Origin of the sequence: Motilimonas eburnea, assembly GCF_021295345.1 — a bacterium.
In the GTDB taxonomy this organism is placed as follows: Bacteria; Pseudomonadota; Gammaproteobacteria; order Enterobacterales; family CBDFNC01; genus Motilimonas; species Motilimonas eburnea.
Map to the genome: position 1 here is coordinate 97141 of NZ_JAIMJB010000014.1, position 22141 is coordinate 119281.

At 46.1% G+C, this 22141-nt stretch carries 19 protein-coding genes; 12 read left to right on the plus strand and 7 right to left on the minus strand.

What is annotated here, in order from left to right:
• The first annotated feature begins 239 nt into the window (after positions 1-239).
• The 4 genes from K6Y21_RS14565 (at position 240) to mntA (ending at position 5385) form a co-directional block, all read left to right on the plus strand.
• On the plus strand, positions 240-1583 hold the full coding sequence (locus tag K6Y21_RS14565) for a DUF8612 domain-containing protein (RefSeq protein WP_233072569.1): 1344 nt from the start codon (positions 240-242) through the stop codon (positions 1581-1583).
• A 91-nt stretch (positions 1584-1674) separates the two neighbouring features.
• Positions 1675-2415, plus strand: coding sequence for a metallophosphoesterase (locus K6Y21_RS14570; protein ID WP_233072570.1), 741 nt, complete (start codon positions 1675-1677; stop codon positions 2413-2415).
• A 110-nt stretch (positions 2416-2525) separates the two neighbouring features.
• On the plus strand, positions 2526-4934 hold the full coding sequence (locus K6Y21_RS14575; protein ID WP_233072571.1) for a putative bifunctional diguanylate cyclase/phosphodiesterase: 2409 nt from the start codon (positions 2526-2528) through the stop codon (positions 4932-4934).
• A gap of 52 nt (positions 4935-4986) precedes the next feature.
• On the plus strand, positions 4987-5385 hold the full coding sequence (mntA, locus tag K6Y21_RS14580; protein ID WP_233072572.1) for a type VII toxin-antitoxin system MntA family adenylyltransferase antitoxin: 399 nt from the start codon (positions 4987-4989) through the stop codon (positions 5383-5385).
• 501 nt (positions 5386-5886) lie between these two features.
• Here mntA and K6Y21_RS14590 read toward each other — a convergent pair.
• The gene (locus tag K6Y21_RS14590) at positions 5887-6789 is read right to left on the minus strand and encodes a LysR family transcriptional regulator (protein ID WP_233072573.1); all 903 of its coding nucleotides are present in this window, start codon (positions 6787-6789) and stop codon (positions 5887-5889) included.
• Positions 6790-6932: 143 nt separating this feature from the next.
• On the opposite strand from K6Y21_RS14590, the gene K6Y21_RS14595 reads away from it, so the two are divergent.
• From K6Y21_RS14595 to K6Y21_RS14610, 4 genes are all read left to right on the plus strand, one after another.
• On the plus strand, positions 6933-7460 hold the full coding sequence (locus K6Y21_RS14595) for an NADPH-dependent FMN reductase (protein ID WP_233072574.1): 528 nt from the start codon (positions 6933-6935) through the stop codon (positions 7458-7460).
• A gap of 140 nt (positions 7461-7600) precedes the next feature.
• Complete coding sequence (rhlP, locus tag K6Y21_RS14600) at positions 7601-8425, plus strand: rhombotarget lipoprotein (RefSeq protein ID WP_233072575.1); 825 nt, start codon at positions 7601-7603, stop codon at positions 8423-8425.
• Positions 8426-8557: 132 nt separating this feature from the next.
• A complete protein-coding gene (locus tag K6Y21_RS14605) occupies positions 8558-9760 on the plus strand; it encodes a helix-turn-helix domain-containing protein (RefSeq protein ID WP_233072576.1) in 1203 nt (400 codons plus the stop codon).
• Positions 9761-9869: 109 nt separating this feature from the next.
• On the plus strand, positions 9870-11243 hold the full coding sequence (locus tag K6Y21_RS14610) for a cysteine hydrolase family protein (protein WP_233072577.1): 1374 nt from the start codon (positions 9870-9872) through the stop codon (positions 11241-11243).
• Positions 11244-11383: 140 nt separating this feature from the next.
• On the opposite strand, the gene K6Y21_RS14615 is transcribed toward K6Y21_RS14610, so the two are convergent.
• On the minus strand, positions 11384-13519 hold the full coding sequence (locus K6Y21_RS14615; RefSeq protein WP_233072578.1) for a PT domain-containing protein: 2136 nt from the start codon (positions 13517-13519) through the stop codon (positions 11384-11386).
• Positions 13520-13750: 231 nt separating this feature from the next.
• Between K6Y21_RS14615 and gmk the strand changes: the two genes are divergently transcribed.
• The 4 genes from gmk to trmH all read left to right on the plus strand — a co-directional run bounded on the left by gmk (position 13751) and on the right by trmH (position 17737).
• A complete protein-coding gene (gene gmk / locus K6Y21_RS14620) occupies positions 13751-14374 on the plus strand; it encodes a guanylate kinase (protein WP_233072579.1) in 624 nt (207 codons plus the stop codon).
• A 112-nt stretch (positions 14375-14486) separates the two neighbouring features.
• On the plus strand, positions 14487-14762 hold the full coding sequence (rpoZ, locus tag K6Y21_RS14625) for a DNA-directed RNA polymerase subunit omega (RefSeq protein WP_233072580.1): 276 nt from the start codon (positions 14487-14489) through the stop codon (positions 14760-14762).
• 113 nt (positions 14763-14875) lie between these two features.
• Positions 14876-17008 carry a bifunctional GTP diphosphokinase/guanosine-3',5'-bis pyrophosphate 3'-pyrophosphohydrolase gene (spoT, locus tag K6Y21_RS14630; protein ID WP_233072581.1) on the plus strand — a complete coding sequence of 711 codons (2133 nt, stop codon included), beginning with the start codon at positions 14876-14878 and terminating at the stop codon, positions 17006-17008.
• Between the two features lie 12 nt (positions 17009-17020).
• A complete protein-coding gene (trmH, locus tag K6Y21_RS14635; protein WP_233072582.1) occupies positions 17021-17737 on the plus strand; it encodes a tRNA (guanosine(18)-2'-O)-methyltransferase TrmH in 717 nt (238 codons plus the stop codon).
• Between the two features lie 203 nt (positions 17738-17940).
• On the opposite strand, the gene K6Y21_RS14640 is transcribed toward trmH, so the two are convergent.
• The 5 genes from K6Y21_RS14640 to K6Y21_RS14660 all read right to left on the minus strand — a co-directional run bounded on the left by K6Y21_RS14640 (position 17941) and on the right by K6Y21_RS14660 (position 21674).
• Entirely contained in the window at positions 17941-18456 is a 516-nt protein-coding gene (locus K6Y21_RS14640; RefSeq protein ID WP_233072583.1) for an aminoacyl-tRNA deacylase, read from the minus strand.
• A 75-nt stretch (positions 18457-18531) separates the two neighbouring features.
• Positions 18532-19380 carry an RNA polymerase sigma factor RpoH gene (gene rpoH, locus K6Y21_RS14645; RefSeq protein WP_233072584.1) on the minus strand — a complete coding sequence of 283 codons (849 nt, stop codon included), beginning with the start codon at positions 19378-19380 and terminating at the stop codon, positions 18532-18534.
• A 94-nt stretch (positions 19381-19474) separates the two neighbouring features.
• Positions 19475-19882: a MarR family winged helix-turn-helix transcriptional regulator gene (locus K6Y21_RS14650; protein ID WP_233072585.1), complete on the minus strand. Its 408-nt coding sequence runs from the start codon at positions 19880-19882 to the stop codon at positions 19475-19477.
• Between the two features lie 107 nt (positions 19883-19989).
• Entirely contained in the window at positions 19990-20856 is an 867-nt protein-coding gene (locus tag K6Y21_RS14655) for a phospholipase A (RefSeq protein ID WP_233072586.1), read from the minus strand.
• Between the two features lie 146 nt (positions 20857-21002).
• Positions 21003-21674 (minus strand): DUF4272 domain-containing protein, encoded by a 672-nt coding sequence (locus K6Y21_RS14660; protein ID WP_233072587.1) that lies wholly within the window; start codon positions 21672-21674, stop codon positions 21003-21005.
• Positions 21675-22141 lie beyond the last annotated feature (467 nt).

Consider the following 22141-nt stretch of genomic DNA (forward strand, 5'->3'; position numbering starts at 1 on the left):
TGATCTAAAACCCATCAAGTAGCAAGGACTCTCTTTTTTCCTGCAACAACCGACTCCCAGCCCTTGGCCTCGCGACTGAACACAGCTGCAAAGTGTGACCTTAGCGACAACTTGATCATTCACTCATGACATTTATACGCGCGTTATAAATGTAACTTCTACACTTTTAAGCGCATTAAAGTAAATAGTTTTACATTTTTATCCGCGTTAAAAAGTAATTTAACCAGCAAGGGATTGATTTGGAAAGGTTAATTGTAGATACCTTAGTCACTTGGAAGACAAGCTCTGCTAGGCGCTTGCTGGTGGTCAGTGGTGCTCGGGGAGTGGGTAAAAAGCAGCTATTAATCACGCAATTTGGCAAGCAGTTCAATCAAGTACATCACCTTGATTTAGCTGAAAATATTGAGTTACTAAACCATATCAAGTCACACACTCAAGCCAATCAATTAATTCCTATCCTAGAGCTGCTGTGCGCAACGCAGATAAATCACGAGCAAGATCTGATTGTTTTTAGCGGTTTGGACCAGCTCATCAGCAAAGCCAATATCAGCAAGGATCAGCTTGCAGCTTGGCTTGAAGCGTTGCAACACCTTGTCAGCAAAACGCCTGCGCTGTTTATTGCCTGTTGCTGTGTTGATAGCAGCCTCGTCACACCCAATTTACAGGCTCAATTGACCCAGGTGATCCTGCGACCCTTGAGTTTTCGCGAGTTTTTACAGGCATCACCCCATCGCGCTTTACTCAAAACTTATACTAAGCAAATTCAGTCTCCGGCAGCAGATAGCCGCCTAATGGAGCAATTTAAAGATTATTGTTTTACCGGTGGCTTACCAGCTGCAGTGGCGGCTTGGTTCTCACCTGATATAACCAGTATTCATCAACGGGTAGCAGAAGTTAGCGCTGTGCACCAGCGCTATCTAGCGCAATTGCGACAAGACATGAGTCCTTCACCTCTACCACTTCAAGCGGTCTTTGAACAAGTTGCCAACCAGCTTGCCACCGCCACCGTTACCAGCGTGCAGCGCTTTAAATTTAAAGGCGTTTTACCTAATAAGCATCGTTATCAAGATTTTGCTGCCATCCTGCAATGGCTGCAGCAGCATCATTACCTATTGCTCAACTACCCCGTGCACGGCCACGTCCAACCACCTCTTGAGCGGCACCGCAAAACCAGCATGCTCAAGCTATTTTGGTTTGATCTGGGCTTATTGCATCATTACCTCGGGGTCGATTACAAAAGTCTCAAGCTCAGTAGCGCCCCGCTAAGTGGGTATTTGCTGCAAAGTTTTGTGCAACAAGAGCTCGTCGCCAGCGGCCTGCACCCTACCTATTCTTGGCAAGATGCCAGAGCCGAAATAGAGTTTATCCTTGATGGTGACAACCAAACCATCTTACCCCTTGAGGTGAAGTCGGCCATGCGCACCCGAGCTAAATCGATGCCATCCTACCAACAAAAATGCCGCCCCATCCAGATGGTCAAATTGCAGCCAGAGTGCCCTAACAAGGTTAACCGCGCCCCTTCTCATTTTCAGCATTGGCCAATCTATTTTACCGAGTTCACCTTAGACTTATTGGCCCATTAAACCTCTCAAAGCCCCCCTTTAAGACCATGTCGTGAGACTCTAAAAGCGGTTTAGGCGGCAACAGGCAGGCTATGATTTAATGGCCGGCATCTTGAAGTCACTTCGATATAACATGCAGTTTCACCATCAACACCTAGATTTAACCTGTTTTCGTCATGCTTATGCCATCGGCGACATTCATGGCAAGCTAACGCAATTAAAAGCCGCTTTGGCCAAGGTGCAATTTGATCCTATGCAGGATTGTTTAATCAGTGTTGGCGATTTAATTGATCGCGGCCCTGAGTCTGCGGCCACCTTACACTTTTATCAGCAGCAGCCTTGGTTTTATGCGGTGGCAGGTAATCATGAATTAATGATGTCTAATGCCTTAGGCGTATGGTGGCAAGCCGAGCGAAGTGACCTTGAGCAAAGGTATATCAACCTGTGGACGGTTAAAAACGGCGGTGAGTGGGCACTCACCCAAACCGAGCCAGCACTAAAACAACTGCAAGCCATTATTGAAGCCATGCCGAGTGCGCTGACTTGTCAGCTTGCTAATGGTAACACCATAGGTATTAGCCACGCTCAGCCCCACGGATTAGACTGGCATGAGATGCAAACATGGCAAGGTGATATGCGGGAAAACCCACGTTGGATCTGGGGCCGAACTCGGATCAAAGAAACCAACCCAGAGCCGGTAAAAAATGTCGATCTGACCATCCATGGCCACACCATGAGTGAACAACCGGTGCGCATCGCCAATAGCCTATTTATCGACACCGCTTCCAGCCAGCAATACCAAGGTCCGTTCACACTTTTTGAGCTAAATACCCTTCGGGCTTATCATTTTTAAACTTGCGCATTTGACAAAAGAAATGACAAGCTGTCTATTTTTTGCTCAACCATCAATCCCTGCTAAACTCTAAAGAAGTTCCTAAGAAAGCTGTATAGGCGTGTCGTGGCATGGATGACCAAACCTCAAAAGTAAACTCGACGGCAAGCTTTGTCCCCGTTTCTCCACAAGAGCCCGATACCTGTGCGGTACAATTGCACCGTTTACAAGCCATGTTGCAATTTCAGCCCCAATCGGCCCAGTGGGATCATCACACGGTGTGTCATTTTACCTTCAACCTACTAAGCTTAGGAGCCAAGGTCGAACACATTTTATTAGTCCAGTTTAACTCACCCAATACTCCTGCATCTGGGGGGCAAATCCTTAGCCAAACAGGGACCTTACAACAAGCCGAGAAAGCATCCATCAGCCGTATCATTTTGAGCCGTGCGACTTGCCAACAGGCACTCTCAGAGCTCAACCAAGGCCATGAGCAACCGCCCTGGTGTAGCATCAGCATTGACCGTAATAATGTGCTACAACAACCCGCTTTGTTTCTGATCATTAAGGCCGCCTTTATCAGCCCAGAATTAGCGCAAACGGAACTGCTCATCTTACACTCGCGTTTGAAAGCTTTACTCAACAATGGACAATACGAACAAATTAGCCCAGATGTTTATCAAGCGCTGACGATGCAAGCCTCTGAAAACCCATCTATAGATCGCCTATGTGAACAACTGAGGCTGGCCTTAAAACCCTATTTAGCCGACGTAGAAAACTACGTCATCATGATCAAAGACAATGAACCCAGCTTATACTACACCAGCAGTAAAAAGCTCACGGCACCTCTCTACTTATCCCTTGCTAAAAAGGTAATTAATGAGCGAAAAGCACAGTTATTTACCCCTCTAAGCTTTGCTCATTGGCAGTGCCAACAAGGGAGTACGCCTCATTCAATGCCATTGCAGCATGCTTGGTATGGCACCCCGATATTTTATGGTGAAAAACTGCTCGGTGTGTTGGCCATTTGCAGTGCCAGTAAGCAACAAACCATGCAAGCGGAGTTACGCGCTCTCACCAGTTACTGCGCCTACTTAGCCGCGCTAACCCTGCAACGTCAACTGACTCAGTATTCAATTCAAGAGAGCTTGCAATTTGACAGGCAAGTTAAAAACCGCATCAAGCAACTTAGCCAATCCAATCGCAAACTGGAGCAAGAGTTAAAGCAATATCAAAGTGTGCGAGAGAAACTCACCTACGGAGCATTTCACGATCCCCTCACACAACTCGGTAATCGCGCCCTCTTCATCGAAAAACTCCGTGATGCATTTAAACGGGTACAACGCCACCCCGAGCAAACCTTTGCGGTTATTTTTATTGATCTGAATAAATTTAAGAATATTAACGACTACTTTGGCCATCAGATGGGCGACCAAGTCTTGATTCATAGTGCACGCCTACTCGAAACCTGTATTCGGCAAAATGATGTGTTATCCCGCTTTGGCGGCGATGAGTTTGTGATTATGTTGGATAAAATCAGCCACAAGAGCGACATCATCGAAATTGCACAACGCATCGTTGCCGCCTTTGATTCCCCTATGTCCATCAACAACGAACTGCTCACTTGCAAATGCAGTTTGGGCATTACCCAAGTCAGTAACCACTATGAGAATGTCGAGCAGATTCTAGAAGATGCCGACCAAGCCATGTATGAAGCCAAACACAGCGACAGTCATTTCAGCTTTTATCAAGACAATGGGATTAGTAAAAATAATGACCAACTAAGCCAAGACTTACTTGAGGCGATCTCTCATGGTGATATTGTGCCCCATTACCAACCCATGATCAGGTTACAAGATAACAGCTTGATGGGTTTTGAAGTGGTCGCCCGTTGGAGCGATCGTAAGCACACTTTACGTAAAGCATTGGATTTTATTCCTTTTGCCGAGAAAAGCGGTCTGATTATCGATTTGGATTTGGATATTTTGCGCCAAGCTTGTCAACAACTGCATCAATGGCAAAAGCTGGCCCTGCATCCCAAACATATTCGCGTCGCGGTAAACCTTTCTGCCAAGCACTTAATCAAGACCGAGTCGGTGGAGCAATTACTGGCCATCATCCGCGAAGCCAAGGTCTCTCCCAAAAATTTGGTGTTTGAGTTTAGTGAAAAAGAGTTTGTACGACAAAATCAACCTTCATTCGAGGCATTAGATATGTTGCGTAAAGAAGGAATATTAATCGGCATGGATGACTTCGGCACCGGCTTTAGCTCACTCAACGCCTTGTTTGACTACCCTATCGACTTTATCAAGGTGGATCGTTCATTTACCCAACGCATGCTTAGCTCGAAAAAAGATTTATCCATGATGCGTGCAGTGCGCGATATGAGTAACGATTTAGGGTTTCAAGTTATTATTGAAGGTATAGAAACCTTACAGCAACATAAAAAGTTAGTGGAAATCGGCTGTGAATACGGTCAAGGCTACTATATCGCCAAGCCGATGAAACCCGGCGATGTAGAGCATTTGTTTGAGGCCTAAACCGCTTTCTTGCTATAGTGTCGGTTCATTTTTGATAGTGAATGGCAACCTAATGACCCGAGCTGCGCCTTCTCAAGAGAGGGTTATCATAGACTTTTTACGTCAGGCTTTACCTGATGTTAAGCTGATCTACCTATTTGGATCTCATGCCAATGGTTCAGCCACTGCCAACAGCGACTTTGATATGGCCATCTTGCCCTCGGCACCACTTGATAACGTGCAAAGATTTAACCTAGCCCAAGAATTGGCTATCCAACTAGACAGAGACGTGGATCTAGTCGACCTGTTAAACGCCTCCACCGTGATGCAGATGCAAGTCGTGACAACCGGCAAACTCCTCTTTGGCGATCCTGATGTCGATGTCGTGTTTAGCGCCCAAATATATAGTATGTACGGCCGCTTACAGGAAGACAGAAAAGACATCATTCAAAGCTTTATACAGGGCGAATAATAGGGCCTGCTGACCTTTCGCGGTTAATTTTTGTTCGAGATAAAAGCGTTTTGAGCAAGGCGAGCGGTATGTAGCTTAGCATTCTAAGTAAATACTGCTCAACGACGAACAAAACGCTTTTAGCCGAATCCGTAGGACAGCGTTTGTTGGTCATTTCTGCTGCGTTAGCGCCTTTTTGCATAGTTGACTATGCTGCAAAGTCGCTGCCTACAACGATTGTTTTGTATAAATACCCAACAAATCGCTGCAAAAACAAGCTCAAAAGGTCAACAGGCCCTAAGCAAGACACAGTGATTGCGGTGGTTAAGCACCACCTTGATGCTTGTAAAGACTTTAGCCAACAAATCTTAACCAGTCAGTCCTAAAGGCAACCAGTTATAGCCTTGTCAGCTCATAGTGCTGTGGGAGCTGCTGTTCTGTGGGAGCTGCAGTTCTGTGGGAGCTGCAGTCATGCAGCGATAAATATCACCAAGCCTGTTCGCCTACTACCTAAGGTAAAGCCTATGGCTTTGCCAACTCATCACTCAATAAATCGATAAAGCAGCGCACCTTAGGCGACAAATGCTTGCGACTGGGGTAAACCGCGTACACATTCACGTCCGCTTCAACAAAATCATTGAACAAGACATCAACCTGCTCGCTGGCAAAAGCAGCATCCAGATAAAAGCCAGGTAAACGGCAGATACCTTGATCGGCTAGCGCCATTTGCAGCTGAGTTTGACCATCGTTACAACGCATTTTTTCATTAACATCAACACTGAACTTTTCACCATCGTGGGAGGTAAAATCCCAGCGACTAGGGTGTTTCGCATTGCTGTAGCAAATACAATGATGCTTAGCCAATTCCCGTGGGTGATAAGGGCGGCCGCGCTTGGCAATATAACCATGAGAGGCAATTACATAGGTCTGACAGCTGAACACGCGCTTGCAGATCAGACTCGACTCTTCTAGTTGAGGCGTGGCGCGGATCGCCAAATCGTAGCCATCACCAATCACATCTATATGCTTGTTACTTAAGTCTAAATCCAAGCGTACATTGGGGTATAAATCGAGAAACTTGGCCATAATTGGCTGTAAATACTGAGCACTAAAGCCAATCGGGCAACTCACCTTCAGCGTCCCTTTGGGGTCAACGCTGTTGTGGGTGATCGCGGTAATGGCGGCTTCTGCATCCAATAACAGCTGAGTACAATGCTGATAATAGGCCTCCCCTTCGGGCGTCAATGCCACAGAACGGGTGGTGCGATTAAGCAAGCGCACACCTAAACGCTTCTCCAACTTATTGATTTCTTTACTTACATGGGAGCTAGAATGGCCTAATTGCTCGGCCGCAGCGCTAAACCCTTGGCTTTTTACCACCTGCACAAAGATTTCAATCCCGTCAAAAGGCTTATTATTAGTCATATGGAAATAGTAAATCCACTTTTGGCATATTAATAAATGAGAGTAACAAATATAGAATAGGTTTTATCAGTTCAAGGCACAAACGTTAAATGCTTCAAGCGCCGCGAACACCTAACAATGTCAGCCTATTTAGGAGCAAGATCATGAAAATATTAGCCTTTGCAGCAAGCAGCTCAAAACAATCGATCAACAAAGCATTAGCCAACTATGCCGCTTCTTTAGTGGACGGTGCCGAAGTTGAATTGATCGACATTAATGATTACGAAATGGCGATTTATAGCAGCGATCGTGAAAATGAATCGGGCATTCCTTTAGCTGCGCAGCAGTTTTACCAAAAAATCAGTGAAGCCGATGCCATTGTGATTTCTTTCGCCGAGCACAACGGCTCTTACACTGCGGCTTACAAAAACCTATTTGATTGGACATCACGCATAAACATGAAGGTATATCAAAACAAGCCTATGGTGCTGTTAGCGACTTCACCTGGCCCAGGCGGTGCCCAATCTGTGCTCAATGCCGCCATCACATCGGCGCCCTTCTTCGCAGCAGATGTTAAGGGCAGCTTGTCGCTACCGAGTTTTTATGAGCATTTTGATGTTGAAACTCAGCAAATTCGCTCACCAGAGTGGTTGGATAAATTGGCCACTACCATGGCCAGCCTAACCTACTAATTGCATCCATTACTGGAAAAGCAAACAAAGCTTGCCTTCGGTCACGGGCTATCATTAAAATCAGTTAGTTATTGATAGTCCCTCGTCATTTTGTGGTTCTAGCAACAAGGTGACATGCCCGTGATTGCAAGGAATAAGCAATGAAAACTCAGTTAATCGCCACCCTGTTTTGCCTGTTTGGCCTCACCGCTTGTAGTGGTTTAGTCAGCGACAAAACTGGCCAAAATACCGTTTCAAGTAGCTTGGTTGACTTTCTCTACCCTAATTACCATAGCCGCTCACAACATCAACCTGAAATTCCCACCCTGAATTTACCCGTCAAGGTGGGCATTGCGTTTGTGCCACCCAACCAAGATAACCGTCATCACATTCACGAAAAAGATCAGATTGAACTCCTTAACAAAGTGAAATCGGCTTTTACTCAATATGATTATATTGACCATATTGAAGTGATCCCAAGCACCTATCTACAAGGTGGTAAGGGCTTTACCTTCTTATCACAGCTCGGTCGACTTTATGATATCGACGTGATTGCCCTGGTGTCTTACGACCAAGTGAGCCAATCCAAGGAAAATAATGCCGCACTGCTCTATTGGACCATAGTGGGCTTGTACATGATCCCGGGCAATCAAAACTCGGTACAAACCTTTGTGGATACCGCCGTGTTCGACATCAAAAGCGAAAAAATGCTATTTCGCGCACCGGGCATCAGCGAGTTAGAACGGTTGAGCACCGCCATTGGCGTTGATGACACCTTAAGTGATAAATCGCGCGAAGGCTTTGCCCTCGCCGTCGACGACATGACCAAAAACCTAGACGCTGAGCTCGCGCGCTTTAAAACCCGCATTAAAGAAGAAAAAGTCGCCAACATCACCCATCGCGATGGTTACAGTGGCGGCGGCAGTATGGGTATTTTGTTGCTGGCTATGCTAATGGTAGGGGTGTTCAGAAGGGCCTGTCGATGACGTTCACTCTGTGAGAGGTAAGCCATAAAGGCTTTTTCAGGGAAAGAGGGATCACGCATTAACCCTAAGTCGGTTGCAGCCTAGCTTTAGAATGCAAATAATCTGAGCCCTTAAATCTGAACTGGTGTATTTATGGATGAATTAATCAGTGCAGAGGCGGTGGTTTGCACCCTCATTATGGTGGGTGCAACGCAAGCCGCCCTATCTGCTGTCTCGATGTGCCGTCAACAACAGTACTTTTTAGCTGCTTGGTTGGCTTGCTTCGCCCTTGAAGTCGCAAGTAAAGGCTTACTTTTTTTGCGCATTGCGCCCAACTGGAGCCAGTGGCTAGGCTATTGGTTTTCATTTGATATTATCTATGGCCCGCTTTTGCTGCTGTGGGTATTATTCCTAATTAATCCTGCGCCTTTATCAAAATGGCACTTACTGCATTTTATTCCTGCGCTTTTTTACCTCTACCTGACTGTTCCCGAGGCCTTTGCGCTCTCCGAATCAACACGCATGGAGCGTATCAATAATTATTTGGATTTCGGTGATTGGGTGAGTTACAGCCAAACCACAATGGATTTGTTGTCGGGCTTACTCTGGCACCCTTATGCCTATGTTTTTATTGCTCTTGGCTGCCTAATATGGCGGCGAAAAGCCACACCTAAGCTTATTTTTCGTTGGTTGCTGTCCATGCTGGTGCTGCATGTGGTGATGTGGTGTGTGGTTATTTTTGGCATGCTATGGGTGCCTTGGTCTTTACCTCTGGTGTTCCTCACCAGTTACTTACCTGCCGTTATTTGGATTAACTTATTGGCGTGGGTGAGCCTATCTTTTCTGCAATTAAGACGAGCAGATATGGCTAATCAAGATAACGAAGTGCTAGCAAAGCCCACTGTGCCCCAAGGTGAGCCAGAAAAGGTAGAACGCGCTTTAGTGACAGAAGGAAAAGCAAAATACCAACATACGCGCTTGGACAAAGAACAACAAAAACAGATAGCTAGCCAGTTAGAAGACCTGATGGCGCAACATATCTACACCCAATCGCGGTTATCACTGGCCGATGTGGCTCAATTAATCGGGATCGCGCCGCACTATGTTAGCCAGGTGATTAACGATTATTATCAATGTAATTTTGCTGACTATATTAACCGCTATCGCCTAACGGCAATCAAACAACAGCTAAGTAACCCAAATTTACAGCAAAATACCATTTTAGACATCGCATTGAGCAACGGCTTTAACAGTAAAACCGCCTTTAATACCGCGTTTAAAAAAGACACCGGCGTCACCCCTTCACAATATCGCAAGCAAAAACAGCGAGAAAACTGTGAGGCAGATTTAGCTTAAGGGTTTAGAAAGGTACGTTTTTATAAGACTGAACGTGTTAAACACTGTTTTCATTAATTATTTCTCTTGAACGAAATGGAGTTCACCTCACCTCAATGGAGAAAAAATAATGAAACCACAAACGAACAAACTCGTTTACAGCTTGTTGTTAACTGGCTGTGTTGCTGCTTCAACTCACACCTTTGCAGCCAATAGCCCGCAAGATGCTAACCAATGGCAACCAAAATCATGGTCGGCAGATAAAATGCATCATGTGAAAACCGAGGTCTTTGCTGACTTTAAAAAACACAATACAGCCTTGCTAGTGATAGATTCACAACAAGGCTATATCCCTGATGCCCCCGATTTTTGGGCTAATATTTGGTTTCCAGATATGCCCAGACCGGAAGCCAACAACTACTATCAGACCAAGTATCAAATTGAGAATATAACGCAATTGGTACAAGCGGTTGCGGCCAAACAACTCACTACTCAGATCACGTATGAAGGGTTCCCAGATGATCACTCTCCCTTTATCGATGTAGTCGAGCAAGCCTTGCCCGCAGACACCACACGCTATTACAAAGCCTACTTCAACTCTACCATGGAAGCCGATGTTAAGGCCGGCATGCAAAAACTAAGGGAGCAAGGCATACATCAAATCATTGTAGCCGGCGCTGAAACCGACGTGTGCGTGATGCAAACGGTGTTAGGACTGAGAAAAATGGGCTTTGATGTCTACTTGGCCAGTGATGCCGTGTTCTCAACCGAGCTTTACACCCGCCCCACCTTCAAACGCTTACAGCAAGCTGGGGTGAAATTGGCTAAGACGAATGATCTTATCAATGCGATCAACGGTGCCGATAGGCTCACCTTAAGCCCACGCTACAACATCACGCCAAGATACAATCTATTCCAGGCTGATCGCCATGAAATGGCCACCTTAATGTTCAACCAAGATGCGCAAAGCATCAAGCAAGCCGAGCACGATAACAAAACAGCCGTTGACTATCGTACTCGCCAGTGGAGTGAATACGCGAGCTACGTGATGGAGCCTGCAATAGGCGTAGCGACTTTTCATATCTCTAAGGACCAAAAAGCCTATAGCGTTGATCTTCTTCAACCCACCCAGTTACAAACGGTACGCAATATCAATCAAGCCATTGATGGCATGCAAGCCGCTGGCAAAACCCAAGCCATTATTTCTGGGGTCACGTCAGAGCAAGAGCTGCTCAATGCGACGGTGAAATTAATCGATGCGGGCATAGTGCCCGTTATCATGGAAGATAATTTAATGGGTAAAAAAGTTGACCCTGTCAATTATTTAGACAAAGCCTATAGCTTAGGGGCCGTTCCCGTAACCTATAAAATGCTCGGTTATGAGATCACCGAAGCCATCTATTATCTGGATCTGACGCCGGCCGAAATTGAAGCTCACCAGCAAATGTATGACAGCACTGACCAAATCATTATGGAGCTGCTACCAAGAATAAGACAATACTAAGCTAAACACAGCTAGGCTCACAGGGATGCTTTTGTTTCTCTATTTAACAAGGCGTAAGCCGCTGTTGAAGCTAGCTTATTTGTTTTAACGATAAAAAAAGAGCAAGCCATTGGCTTGCTCTTTTCGCCTGTTATTTTGGCTTACTCTTTGTGAACGATACCCGACACTCGGCCTTCTTTACCTAGGCTATCCGTTACCGTACCTTTAATGGTGTAAAAACCCGGCGATAGGTCTAGGCTGATATTCGCTGATCCAGATATACCTTGGTTTTCACCTGAAGCCTCTACGGTGCCACTTCTGCTGGTCACCACATTGCTTTCTAGGTCTAGCACATCAAATTGATACGTTAATGGAAAGTCACCATCAAAATCAAAAAACACATTCTCCACGGCACCTTCACTTGCGGTGATCATACCCGATGGCGCACTGTTGCCAAGGGTGATGTCCTTAAGTTTCACCGCTTTATTGGCATCACTTAATTCCGTATCGGCCACCACACCATTAACATTAAATAGGCGCTCCGACGTATTTGATAAGCTATCTGAAATAGAATAGAACTCGTATTCTAACTCACAGCTCACTTCCATATAGAACTCACCCGAGGTTTCAGCCTGAGCGAAACTGTATTGCTCATAAAAAGCCTGGGGATCGGTTGGAAATGCGTAAACGTAACGTAAGAAATCATTTAACTGCCCACCATTCTCACGCGAGATTTTACCAGTGACGGTACAAATATCAGGGCGTTTAACCGTTAACACTTGTACCTCACCACAACTTTCATCGCTGCTTAAGGTCACAGGCGTTCTTAGGTAAGTTTTATCCAAATAGCCCCAATATCTCAGTACACCTTCACGGTCATTTTCATTTGGATCCAATAAGGTTGTACTGATTTTCGCGACACCATTGGCGTCGGTTGTAGTGTAGTGTTCGGCAAAACTACGGCCGTCATTGTCACTGAAGAACACATGACTGCCTCGCACTAAATCGCCGTTTTCATTTTGTACTTTGACATTGGCACATAATTTAACGGGCTCATCAAATAACAGTGGGTAATCTAGATTCCACCAATCACGGTTAAAGTCGTCATTGGTCACCTCTACCTCAAGGTAGTAGCTATCAGTTGGACAATCAAATACTTGCTGCGTCTCAGGCACGGCGGCATCGGTTGCTGCATTAAAGACATCACCATAGCCAAGTAAGTCCCAGTCACCCGCATTCGGGTTATAGGTATAAACAGGGATCTGGAAGCCCGCCTTCTCTAAGTTGGCATCTTTTAACTGCTCTAATGCGCTACAGCTACCCGCAGGGATGGCACGTTTAATGATCGTTGGAGGCGTCACAGCACGTGGAAAGACCTCACCCGCCTTACGCGCATTGGCTAACGCGGTGGGTAAATCATTGCCGTCTTGATCGCGAATTTCAGCAAAAGAGAAAGCAACAGAAACTAAAGTATTGCCTTCACTATCACGATAAGCCCCTGGAAATGCTTCGGCTTCGGTGGCACTTGAGGGATCATAGTTGGCGATCCGCCCTGCTAACTCTGTGGTATTAGCAGGTAAACTGGCTGCTGGAATGTCGATACGTATTTCTTCTTCACCAACATTTTTAGGGATTGGGCCATTACCATCTAAAACAAGGCGGCGACCTTGAGGTCCTTTACGCACAGAGAAGCTGAAGGTTTCAAGTTGTTTGCCAGAGCGGGCAATCGCATTGCCTTTTGGCACCCTGACTTGCGCTACCGCCTCAAGACTGGCACGAATATCCGCGTCAAACTCAGTCCCCGTTTCAAAATCAAATGTTTTACTGTAACTGGTGAAACCTGTTTGGCTCACATTAACCACAAGCTGGCCCGCTTGAGCTGGCAAGCTTACCTTGCGGGTGAAACCAAGCACATTGTTATTTTCGGTGACTTCAAAGGATTGTTTGTCCACCTGATTACCTGTTGCGTCAAGGGCTATCAACTCAACCGCCGTCGGCGCCGTGCTGGACTCAGATAAGTCAATCTCACCCTTAATCATGCGACTCGTCAACGCAACAACAGGCTCCTCGGTTGGGGCTAACGTCGGAGTCACCGAAGGGGCAACACTAGGTTCAACACTGGGCTCAAGACTAGGCTCAACACTGGGAGCAATAGAAGGGGCAACCGTTGGCTCGGCTGTCGGGGTCGGCGTTAAATCAGACGTTGAGGCGCTATCGCCACCACCGCCACCACAACCAGCGAGAGGTAACGCTGCCGCTAATGCGAGATATAAAGGTAGTTTTTTACTGTTAAACATGAGTCCATCCTAAATTGATAAAAGATTATCAGGTGAGAGCGGCTGGCACAGGGATGGTAAAATCACGTCAACATATTGTCAACAAAACATCGAACGAGCGGGATGTGTGCCCAGCCAATTAAACCGCTTCATTGCTTAGGGCCTGTTGATCTTTGGCGCTTATTTTTGCTGTTTTCAGCCGCTTTTTTTGCTACATTTAGCCGCCTTTATGGCCCTTGCGAGTAACACACCATGTCGATAAAAGGTACTTTGTACATAGTCTCAGCCCCCAGTGGCGCAGGTAAATCTAGTTTAATCAATGCCTTGTTGAATATTTCAGATCGCAAACAGCTGCAAGTTTCAGTTTCTCACACAACCCGTGACCCACGCCCTGGTGAAGTGAATGGCGAACATTACCATTTTGTTGATCAAACTGAATTTAAGGCCATGATTAACGATAATGCGTTCTTTGAGTGGGCCGAAGTATTTGGTAACTTTTATGGCACCTCACGTCTGGCTATTGAAGACAGCCTAAACCAAGGCATAGATGTGTTTTTAGATATCGACTGGCAAGGTGCGCGCCAAGTAAAAGCCTTGATGCCAGCAGCTAAAGGCATTTTTATCTTACCCCCCAGTCGAGATGCATTAGAGCAACGCCTTTATAAGCGGGGCCAAGATAGCGAAGAAGTCATTAACAAGCGCATGGCACAAGCCAAGTCTGAGATGTCTCATTACAATGAGTACGATTTTTTAATCATCAATGACGATTTTGACCAAGCTTTGGCAGAGTTTGACACCATCATTAAAGGCCAACGCTTGGCTCAACCTCGCCAAAGCGCACTGTATAAAAGCACTATTTCCGAGTTGTTAGCTTAGTGTGCTAAACTGATAACTCAATAAGCAGCAGGTTTTGACGAAAAGGATCTGGATCTCACCCGTCTTAGCTTGTATAATTTTGCGTCGTTTTTTTAATCCACGGAGTCCTTAGATGGCACGCGTAACTGTAGAAGATGCTGTAGAGAAAATTGGAAACCGTTTTGATTTGATTCTGGTTGCGGCACGTCGCGCTCGTCAAATCGCGGTACAAGGCAAAGAGCCTTTAGTTGATATTGAAAATGATAAGGCAACAGTAATCGCTTTACGCGAAATCGAAGAAGGCCTAGTGACTTCTGCGACCATGGATCTACAAGATCGCCAAGAGCAACAAGAGCAAGACGCAGCCGAAATGGCAGCGGTTGCAGCGATTGCTGAAGGTCGTGGCTAAACCCCCTTCCATATAAAGCACCCGCCAGGGTGCTTTTTTTGTTTAAAAAGCTCACTATTCCACTCAGATTTTAGTATCTTCACTGTATTATCTTTGCACTATCGGGGACGAGTTTGTATATCTTTGAAAGCTTACAAACACTGGCTGCAACCTACCTGCCGCCGGATCAACAAGAAAAGCTAAAACAAGTTTATATTGTGGCCAGAGACGCCCACGAGGGGCAGTTTCGCTCCAGTGGTGAGCCCTATATTACTCACCCTGTGGCGGTGTCTTATATTCTGGCGGAAATGCGCTTGGATTATGAGACCCTCGCTGCTGCGTTGCTACACGATGTGATTGAAGATACCGACACCACCCAAGATGATTTGGCGGAAATGTTTGGCGAAACCATTGCTGAGCTAGTGGAAGGGGTGAGTAAGCTCGATAAACTTAAGTTTCGCGACCGCAAAGAAGCCCAAGCCGAGAACTTTCGCAAAATGGTCATGGCCATGGTGCAAGACATCCGCGTGGTACTGATTAAGCTTGCCGACCGCACCCATAATATGCGCACCTTAGGTGCCCTGCGCCCTGATAAACGTCGCCGCATTGCCAATGAAACCCTCGAAGTGTTTGCGCCAATCGCCAACCGTTTGGGTATCCATAACATTAAAAATGAGCTTGAAGAGCTGGGCTTTCAGGCGCTTTACCCCATGCGCTATCGCGTATTAAAAGAGTCTGTGCGACGCGCGCGCGGTAATCGCCGTGAAGTCATGGATAATATTCATAGTGAAGTTGCCGGCCGCCTAGAAGACGTGGGCATTGAAGCTCAAGTACTTGGACGAGAGAAAAATTTATTTAGCATCTACAACAAGATGAAAAATAAAGAGCTACAGTTTCACGAGGTCATGGATATCTATGCCTTTCGCATTATAGTGGACTCGCTGGACACGTGTTATCGCGTGCTTGGCCAAATGCACAGCTTGTTTAAGCCCCGTCCGGGCCGCTTTAAAGATTATATTGCCATTCCCAAAGCCAACGGCTACCAATCCTTACATACTTCGCTAGTTGGCCCCCATGGGGTGCCCGTTGAGATCCAGATCCGCACCGAGGACATGGATCAAATGGCCGACAAAGGGGTCGCAGCCCATTGGTCTTATAAACAAAATGGTGAAACCTCAGGCACCACGGCGCAAGTTCGCGCCCGTCGCTGGATGCAAAGCTTAATCGAGCTACAACAAAGCGCAGGCAGCTCGTTTGAGTTTGTCGAGAGCGTAAAAACCGAGCTGTTTCCTGACGAAATTTACGTATTTACCCCAGAGGGGCGCATTATTGAATTGCCCCTTGGTGCCACACCCGTTGACTTTGCCTATGCGGTACACACCGACGTGGGTAACGCCTGTGTCGGCGCCCGTGTAGACCGCCAGCCTTATCCGCTGAGTCGTAAACTCAAAAACGGTCAAGCCGTTGAAGTGATTACCGCCCCGGGCGCGCGCCCGAATGCCGCTTGGCTTAACTATGTAGTGACAGGCAAGGCCCGTAATACCATACGCCAAATGCTAAAAAGCTTACGCTTTGATGAGTCGGTAGGTTTAGGACGTCGCTTACTGAATCACGCGCTGGGCGATCGAAGCTTAGCGGATATTGATCCAGCGAATATGGCTAAAGTCTTAAAAGACACCAAACACGACAATGTGGACGATCTATTAGCCGATATTGGCCTAGGTAATGCCATGAGCATCGTCATTGCTCGACGCCTATTGGGCAATGCAGACGAGCTAAACCTAGCCGAAACCGAGCAAGGAAAAATGCCAGTCAAAGGCGCCGACGGCATGTTAGTGACTTACGCTAACTGTTGTCGCCCTATCCCAGGTGATCCTATTATCGCGCATATCAGCCCAGGTAAAGGCTTAGTGATCCACTTAGACACCTGTCGCAACATTCAAAACCATTTGGATGAGGTGGATAAGTACATGGCTGTGGAATGGGACATGAGCCTAGACAGCGAGCATGAATACCGTACCGAAATTCGGGTTGAATTAGTCAATCACCAAGGAGTGCTGGCTGACTTAACCAATGCCGTGGCGGCCACAGGCTCGAATATTCACAACATAGCCACCGATGAAAAAGATGGTCGTGTGTACGTCGTTGACTTGTTAATCACCACCAAGAATCGTATTCACTTGGCTAATATTATGCGAAAAATCCGCGTGTTACCGGATGTGACTAAGGTTTCGCGTAATCGTAATCGACCCATAAAGAAAAACTAATAGAGAAGCAGTATGACTCCTGAGCGTTTTCAACGCATTGATAAGATGCTACAACACCGCCAAACCGATCTCACCGTGTGCATGGAAAAAGTCCATAAAATGCACAACCTGGCCGCCATTGTTCGCACTTGCGACGCGGTCGGGATCAGTGACGTGCATGCAGTTTGGGATGAGCCGAAAATGCGTCTCTCTGGCAACACAGCAACAGGCAGTCAAAACTGGGTCAAAGTGAGCGCTCACGACTCGATTACAGAAGCGGTCAGCGCACTCAAAGCCCAAGGCATGCAAATTATTGCCACCAATTTATCTGACACGGCCGTCGATTTTCGCGCCATTGATTACACTAAGCCGACCGCTATATTAATGGGCCAAGAAAAAGACGGGATTACCGCTGAGGCCCTTGCGCTAGCAGATCAAGACGTGATCATCCCCATGGTCGGTATGTGCCAATCCCTTAACGTATCCGTAGCCACCGCACTGATGCTTTATGAAGCACAGCGTCAACGTGAAGCGGCAGGCATGTATCAACCCAAAACGGATCACATTGAAAAGCAAGAGCGTGACCGCATTATGTTTGAAGGCGGCCACCCTATCTTTGCCAAGCTTTGTCGCCAGAAGGGACTGCCCTATCCTGAAATCGATGATGAAGGACAAATCGTCGCATCAGAGGAATGGTGGCAGAAGGTGCAAATGAGTAAAACAGCTTGGAGCGAGATCGATAACGATTAACTCAAGCTAAGCTTGGCATAAGCAGTATCGAAATTTATCGTTGCATGACTGCAACTCCCACAAGACTGCAACTCCCACAAGGCTGCAGCTTCCACAAAACAGCAGCTTCCTAAGCATTTTGCCTAGCTGCATATTATTCCTTTGTGGGAGGGGAGTTAAGCCGACAGAGGCAGTAAGCAGCTGCCGGCTATGCGCAACCTCTGTTAGTGACTAAAGCCGCCGTGATGAACATGAACCGGACGCGGCGGGTTTTTTCTGACATAACCCTCGGTGATGATCCTCGGCGAGACCAAATCGTGATAATCCACGTAATCCATTTGCCATACTTCATGATGATTACCCGCATTAAACAAAATTTGCTCACGTAAGCTAAGCTCGCGGGCTAAATACACAGCTAATCCATATAAGTTGCCAAAGGGTGGCATTGCGCCTAACTCGCAATTTGGGAACAGGTTTTCTAGTTCAGACTCAGGAACGAGCTCAACCGAGTTAGCTTCCATCATCTTGGTAAAGCTAGGTTGATCCCATCGATACGTTGCGGGTAAAACCAACATGGCGCGAATGCCATCAATGTTTAAAATTAATGTTTTCGCGAAATCCATGCCACTAATGTGCGTCATTTCAGCAATCTCCGACGCCTTATAGGCGGGAGAATGAGTCAGCACCTGATAATTGACTTGCGCATGCTTCAAATAGTTGTTCAAACGTTGAATGTACATCTTAACCTCCGCAGAACAATGAGTGACATCCTCCCTATGGTGAAAAGCATTCCTATCTAGTTATATTATAGCCAATCAAGCCAGAATATGATGGCGTATTTTAGTCAATACTTGAGCTTCAATCTGACGAATTCGCTCACACGATACCTGGTATTTATCTGCTAATTCTTGCAGTGTTGCCTTTTCATCTCGAAGCCAACGAGATTCAATAATGTCACGGCTGCGCTCATCCAATTGTGCCAATTTTTGCTGCATTTTTGCTAATCCCTGTTGTTGCTCATCTGCTACCAGTAAGGCTTGCTCCGGTGATATCTCAGCAGCAGCGAGTTGAGATTCAGCCATGCTCAGGTGAGACGTTCCTGCTTCTTCATCGTCACTGAGCTGCAACGAAACATCTTGCCCTGCAAGTCGCAACTCCATTTCTTTAACCTGGTGCTCGGGCACGTCGAGGGTTTGTGCTACTTGCTTAACTTCTTCATCGGTAAACCACTGCAACTGACGTTTAAACTTACGCAAATTAAAAAACAGTTTCTTTTGCGCCTTAGTGGTTACCGACTTGATAATGCGCCAGTTACGAAACACATATTCATGAATTTCCGCCTTGATCCAATATACGGCAAATGACATCAAGCGCACTCCCATATCAGGATCAAAGCGTTTAACTGCTTTCATCAAGCCAACATTACCTTCTTGCACTAAATCGGCTTGTGGCAAACCATAACCCTGATAGCCTCGCGCGATCATCACGACAAAGCGTAAATTTGACATGATCAAGGCTTTCGCAGCCTCCAAATCTTGTTGCTCTTTCAGTTTTTTAGCTAATGCCGATTCTTGTTCGGCATTGAGTACAGGTAATGCATTAACCTGATTAATATAAGCTTGTAAGTCACCCATAGGGCAAACATTGGCTAATTCATATTGCATTGCGTTGCTCCCCCAAAATACTGAGATACGACCACACAGGGTTTAACCTAGGTTGTCAAAAGTCATTTTTATTCAAAATTTTGTCGGTAATCCATTACCACTCTTGTTGCAAAATTTGCCGCAATAACTTGGCTTTTTCCGTCCCAAGTTGACGCTCCAAAGCCGCTTCCACTTCACTGATAACTTGTTGCTGCTGCTGTCGAACTAACTGCCCATCTTCGGTCACAATAATCACTTTGGCAGCCGCATTGTTTGGGTTTGGCACTAACTTAACCCACTGTCTTTCAACTAAAATCGCAACCGTTTTTTGGATTGCTTGACGACTCACTGAAAGCTGTTGTGCCAGTTCAGACAAGGTCAGCGTCTGTTCACTGGCGAGATTGAAAATGGTCTGCTGCGCTGGCGTCATCGCACAACCACGGTCATGAGATAAACGACTGATTCGATCTTCAAGTCGCTGCTGTTGACGCTGCATCAAATGACTGATCACTGTGTATTTCATTTTTCGCCCCCACAAAGACAACCTAGGTTGTCATCAACAAAAATATAATAACAAAAAGGCGCTTTTGCAAGCGCCTTTTACGATCTCGTGTGTTTAACATTACATGATTAGAGCCAGTCGGTAAGGGCGATACCTATGCCAGCTGTTGTATTGTAGTGATTATATTCAATTAAATTACTGCCGTAGCCGGTAAAGAATTGAACATATCCTTTCACTCGCTTGGTAAGTGGGAAGCTCCAACTGCCTTCTACCGCCCCTTCAGAAAACCCACTTTCTAAGTTATTGCGACTCATCAAAGCAAAGGTGTGATCACCCCACTTGTAAGCCGCTTGAATTTTGCCGTGGCCAAGGTAATCGGTAATATCGTGATTATCATCATTTTCACGATCTTCTTGAATTCGGTACCAAGGCACAAACGCTAAGGCTAAGTTATCTTTCTCAAGGGCCACACCCGCAACAATGCGGTTCCAACTGCGCGACAATTCCCCACCACGACCATTAGATTGATGATTAAAACCTAGCTGAGCCCATTGGATGTTCCAACCCGCCCCCAAATCATAATCTGGACGCCAAGCGAAAATAACTTCAGGCTCATAGTTGGTCTCGCGAAACGGTGATGACTCATCACTGTTATAGGCTTGCCAATGTGAGACTTGGCTGTAAGCAACTAGCACCGATGGCACACTTTTCGATTCCGATACCCAAACCGGGATCTTCAAACTGAGTTGAAATTTAATTTCGGTATCTTGCAAATCACCGTACTTGTCGTAGATGCCTTCTGGTAAATTACTGTTGTAATTAGCTAACAAGATGTAGTTGGGCTTGTGAGGAGTAATCACAAACGGATTTTCAAAGGTTTCAAGCTCATCTTGCAGCCGCTCTTCCAGTGCCGGCTCTGGCTCAACGTCCGCTGTCTCATTAGCCATTAGCTGGCTAGAAGACAGGATTAATGCAGTCAAAAGCAGTGGTTTCATCACTCATCCTTGTAAAATGGGGTCTTGAACATCCATTTAATCAAGGAGATAAAATAAACACAAATGTTTTATATACCCAATCCACCTGGAAATGCTTGTTTTCAGTAAGCGTTTACAGGCGATAGGCATGGATTAGGCAGAGGGTATTATCGCTGGGAAAACGCGTCATCCCAATCGGTTTCACCAATCAGCCAAGATAAACACGCACAGCGCTCTTTTAAGATAGCGTGATTAAAACTGGCGGGCATGCGGCGCGGCGCATGTCGACAAGCATCCTCTAAGCGGACATACTTATCGGCTTGGTCGAGTATGTTAACGGGCCCAACGGGTTGAGAGCCTGCCACTAATTCTTCATGGTTTTGCCATTGGATCAATTGAGACAGTGCGATCATATCAGCTAACTGTGTTGGTTCATCTAATTCACTAATGTAGCCGATTGCCCACAACAGCACCTTGATCGACTCATAACGCCACAGACAAGCTTGTCGCTCCTTATCGGATAGCTGATTATTGGCCACTAAGGCTTGTTCTTGCAGGGTAAAAGCTTGATTAGGTCCCACTCGTAAGTAAAGGGAGTTAATCACCGCAGGGGGAAGCTCTTCAGCATGGGCGGTAACTAACATTAAGCTCTGGATCCGCGATACTATTTCTTCAACACTGCGCATCGCGCAGCGACAGGCGTCTGGTAAAGGCGGGAGAGCAGGGTTGACCTCCATACCGAGTTGCTGAATGTATTGCTCTGACGCAATTTTGCGAATTTGATTCGGCGCCGTCACTTGGGGTTTTGTTGTCATCCAGTTTTTGATTAGTCCTAACACTCTTAGTCTCCTAATATTACATCGAGTGGGTATTCCCTTGGTGTCTTTGCATTAACACCAAAAAGAATAAAAGGGGTGATAGCGTCGGATGACCCATTTAAAAAAGTGACTATCACATCTAATTTTTCATATTTTATATGGGCCTGTTGACCTTTAGTGGTTAATTTTTGTTCGAGACAAAAGCGTTTTGAGCAAGACGAGCGGTGTGTAGCTTAGCATTCTAAGTAAATACCGCTCAACGACGCGCAAATCGCTGCAAAAACAATCTCCAAAGGTCAACAGGCCCTGATCTAATTTTTATAGGTTAAGTTGTAACAAAATCCCTTCACTACACCTATGATCAACTTCATAATGCACGATGTAGATCCCTAAAAGAATGCCTTCTTTGCTAGTGAGATCAAAGTTTACCCTAGGTAAAGAGGACCAATAACAATCAACAAAAGCCTCAGCCTAAAGGCTGATAAATG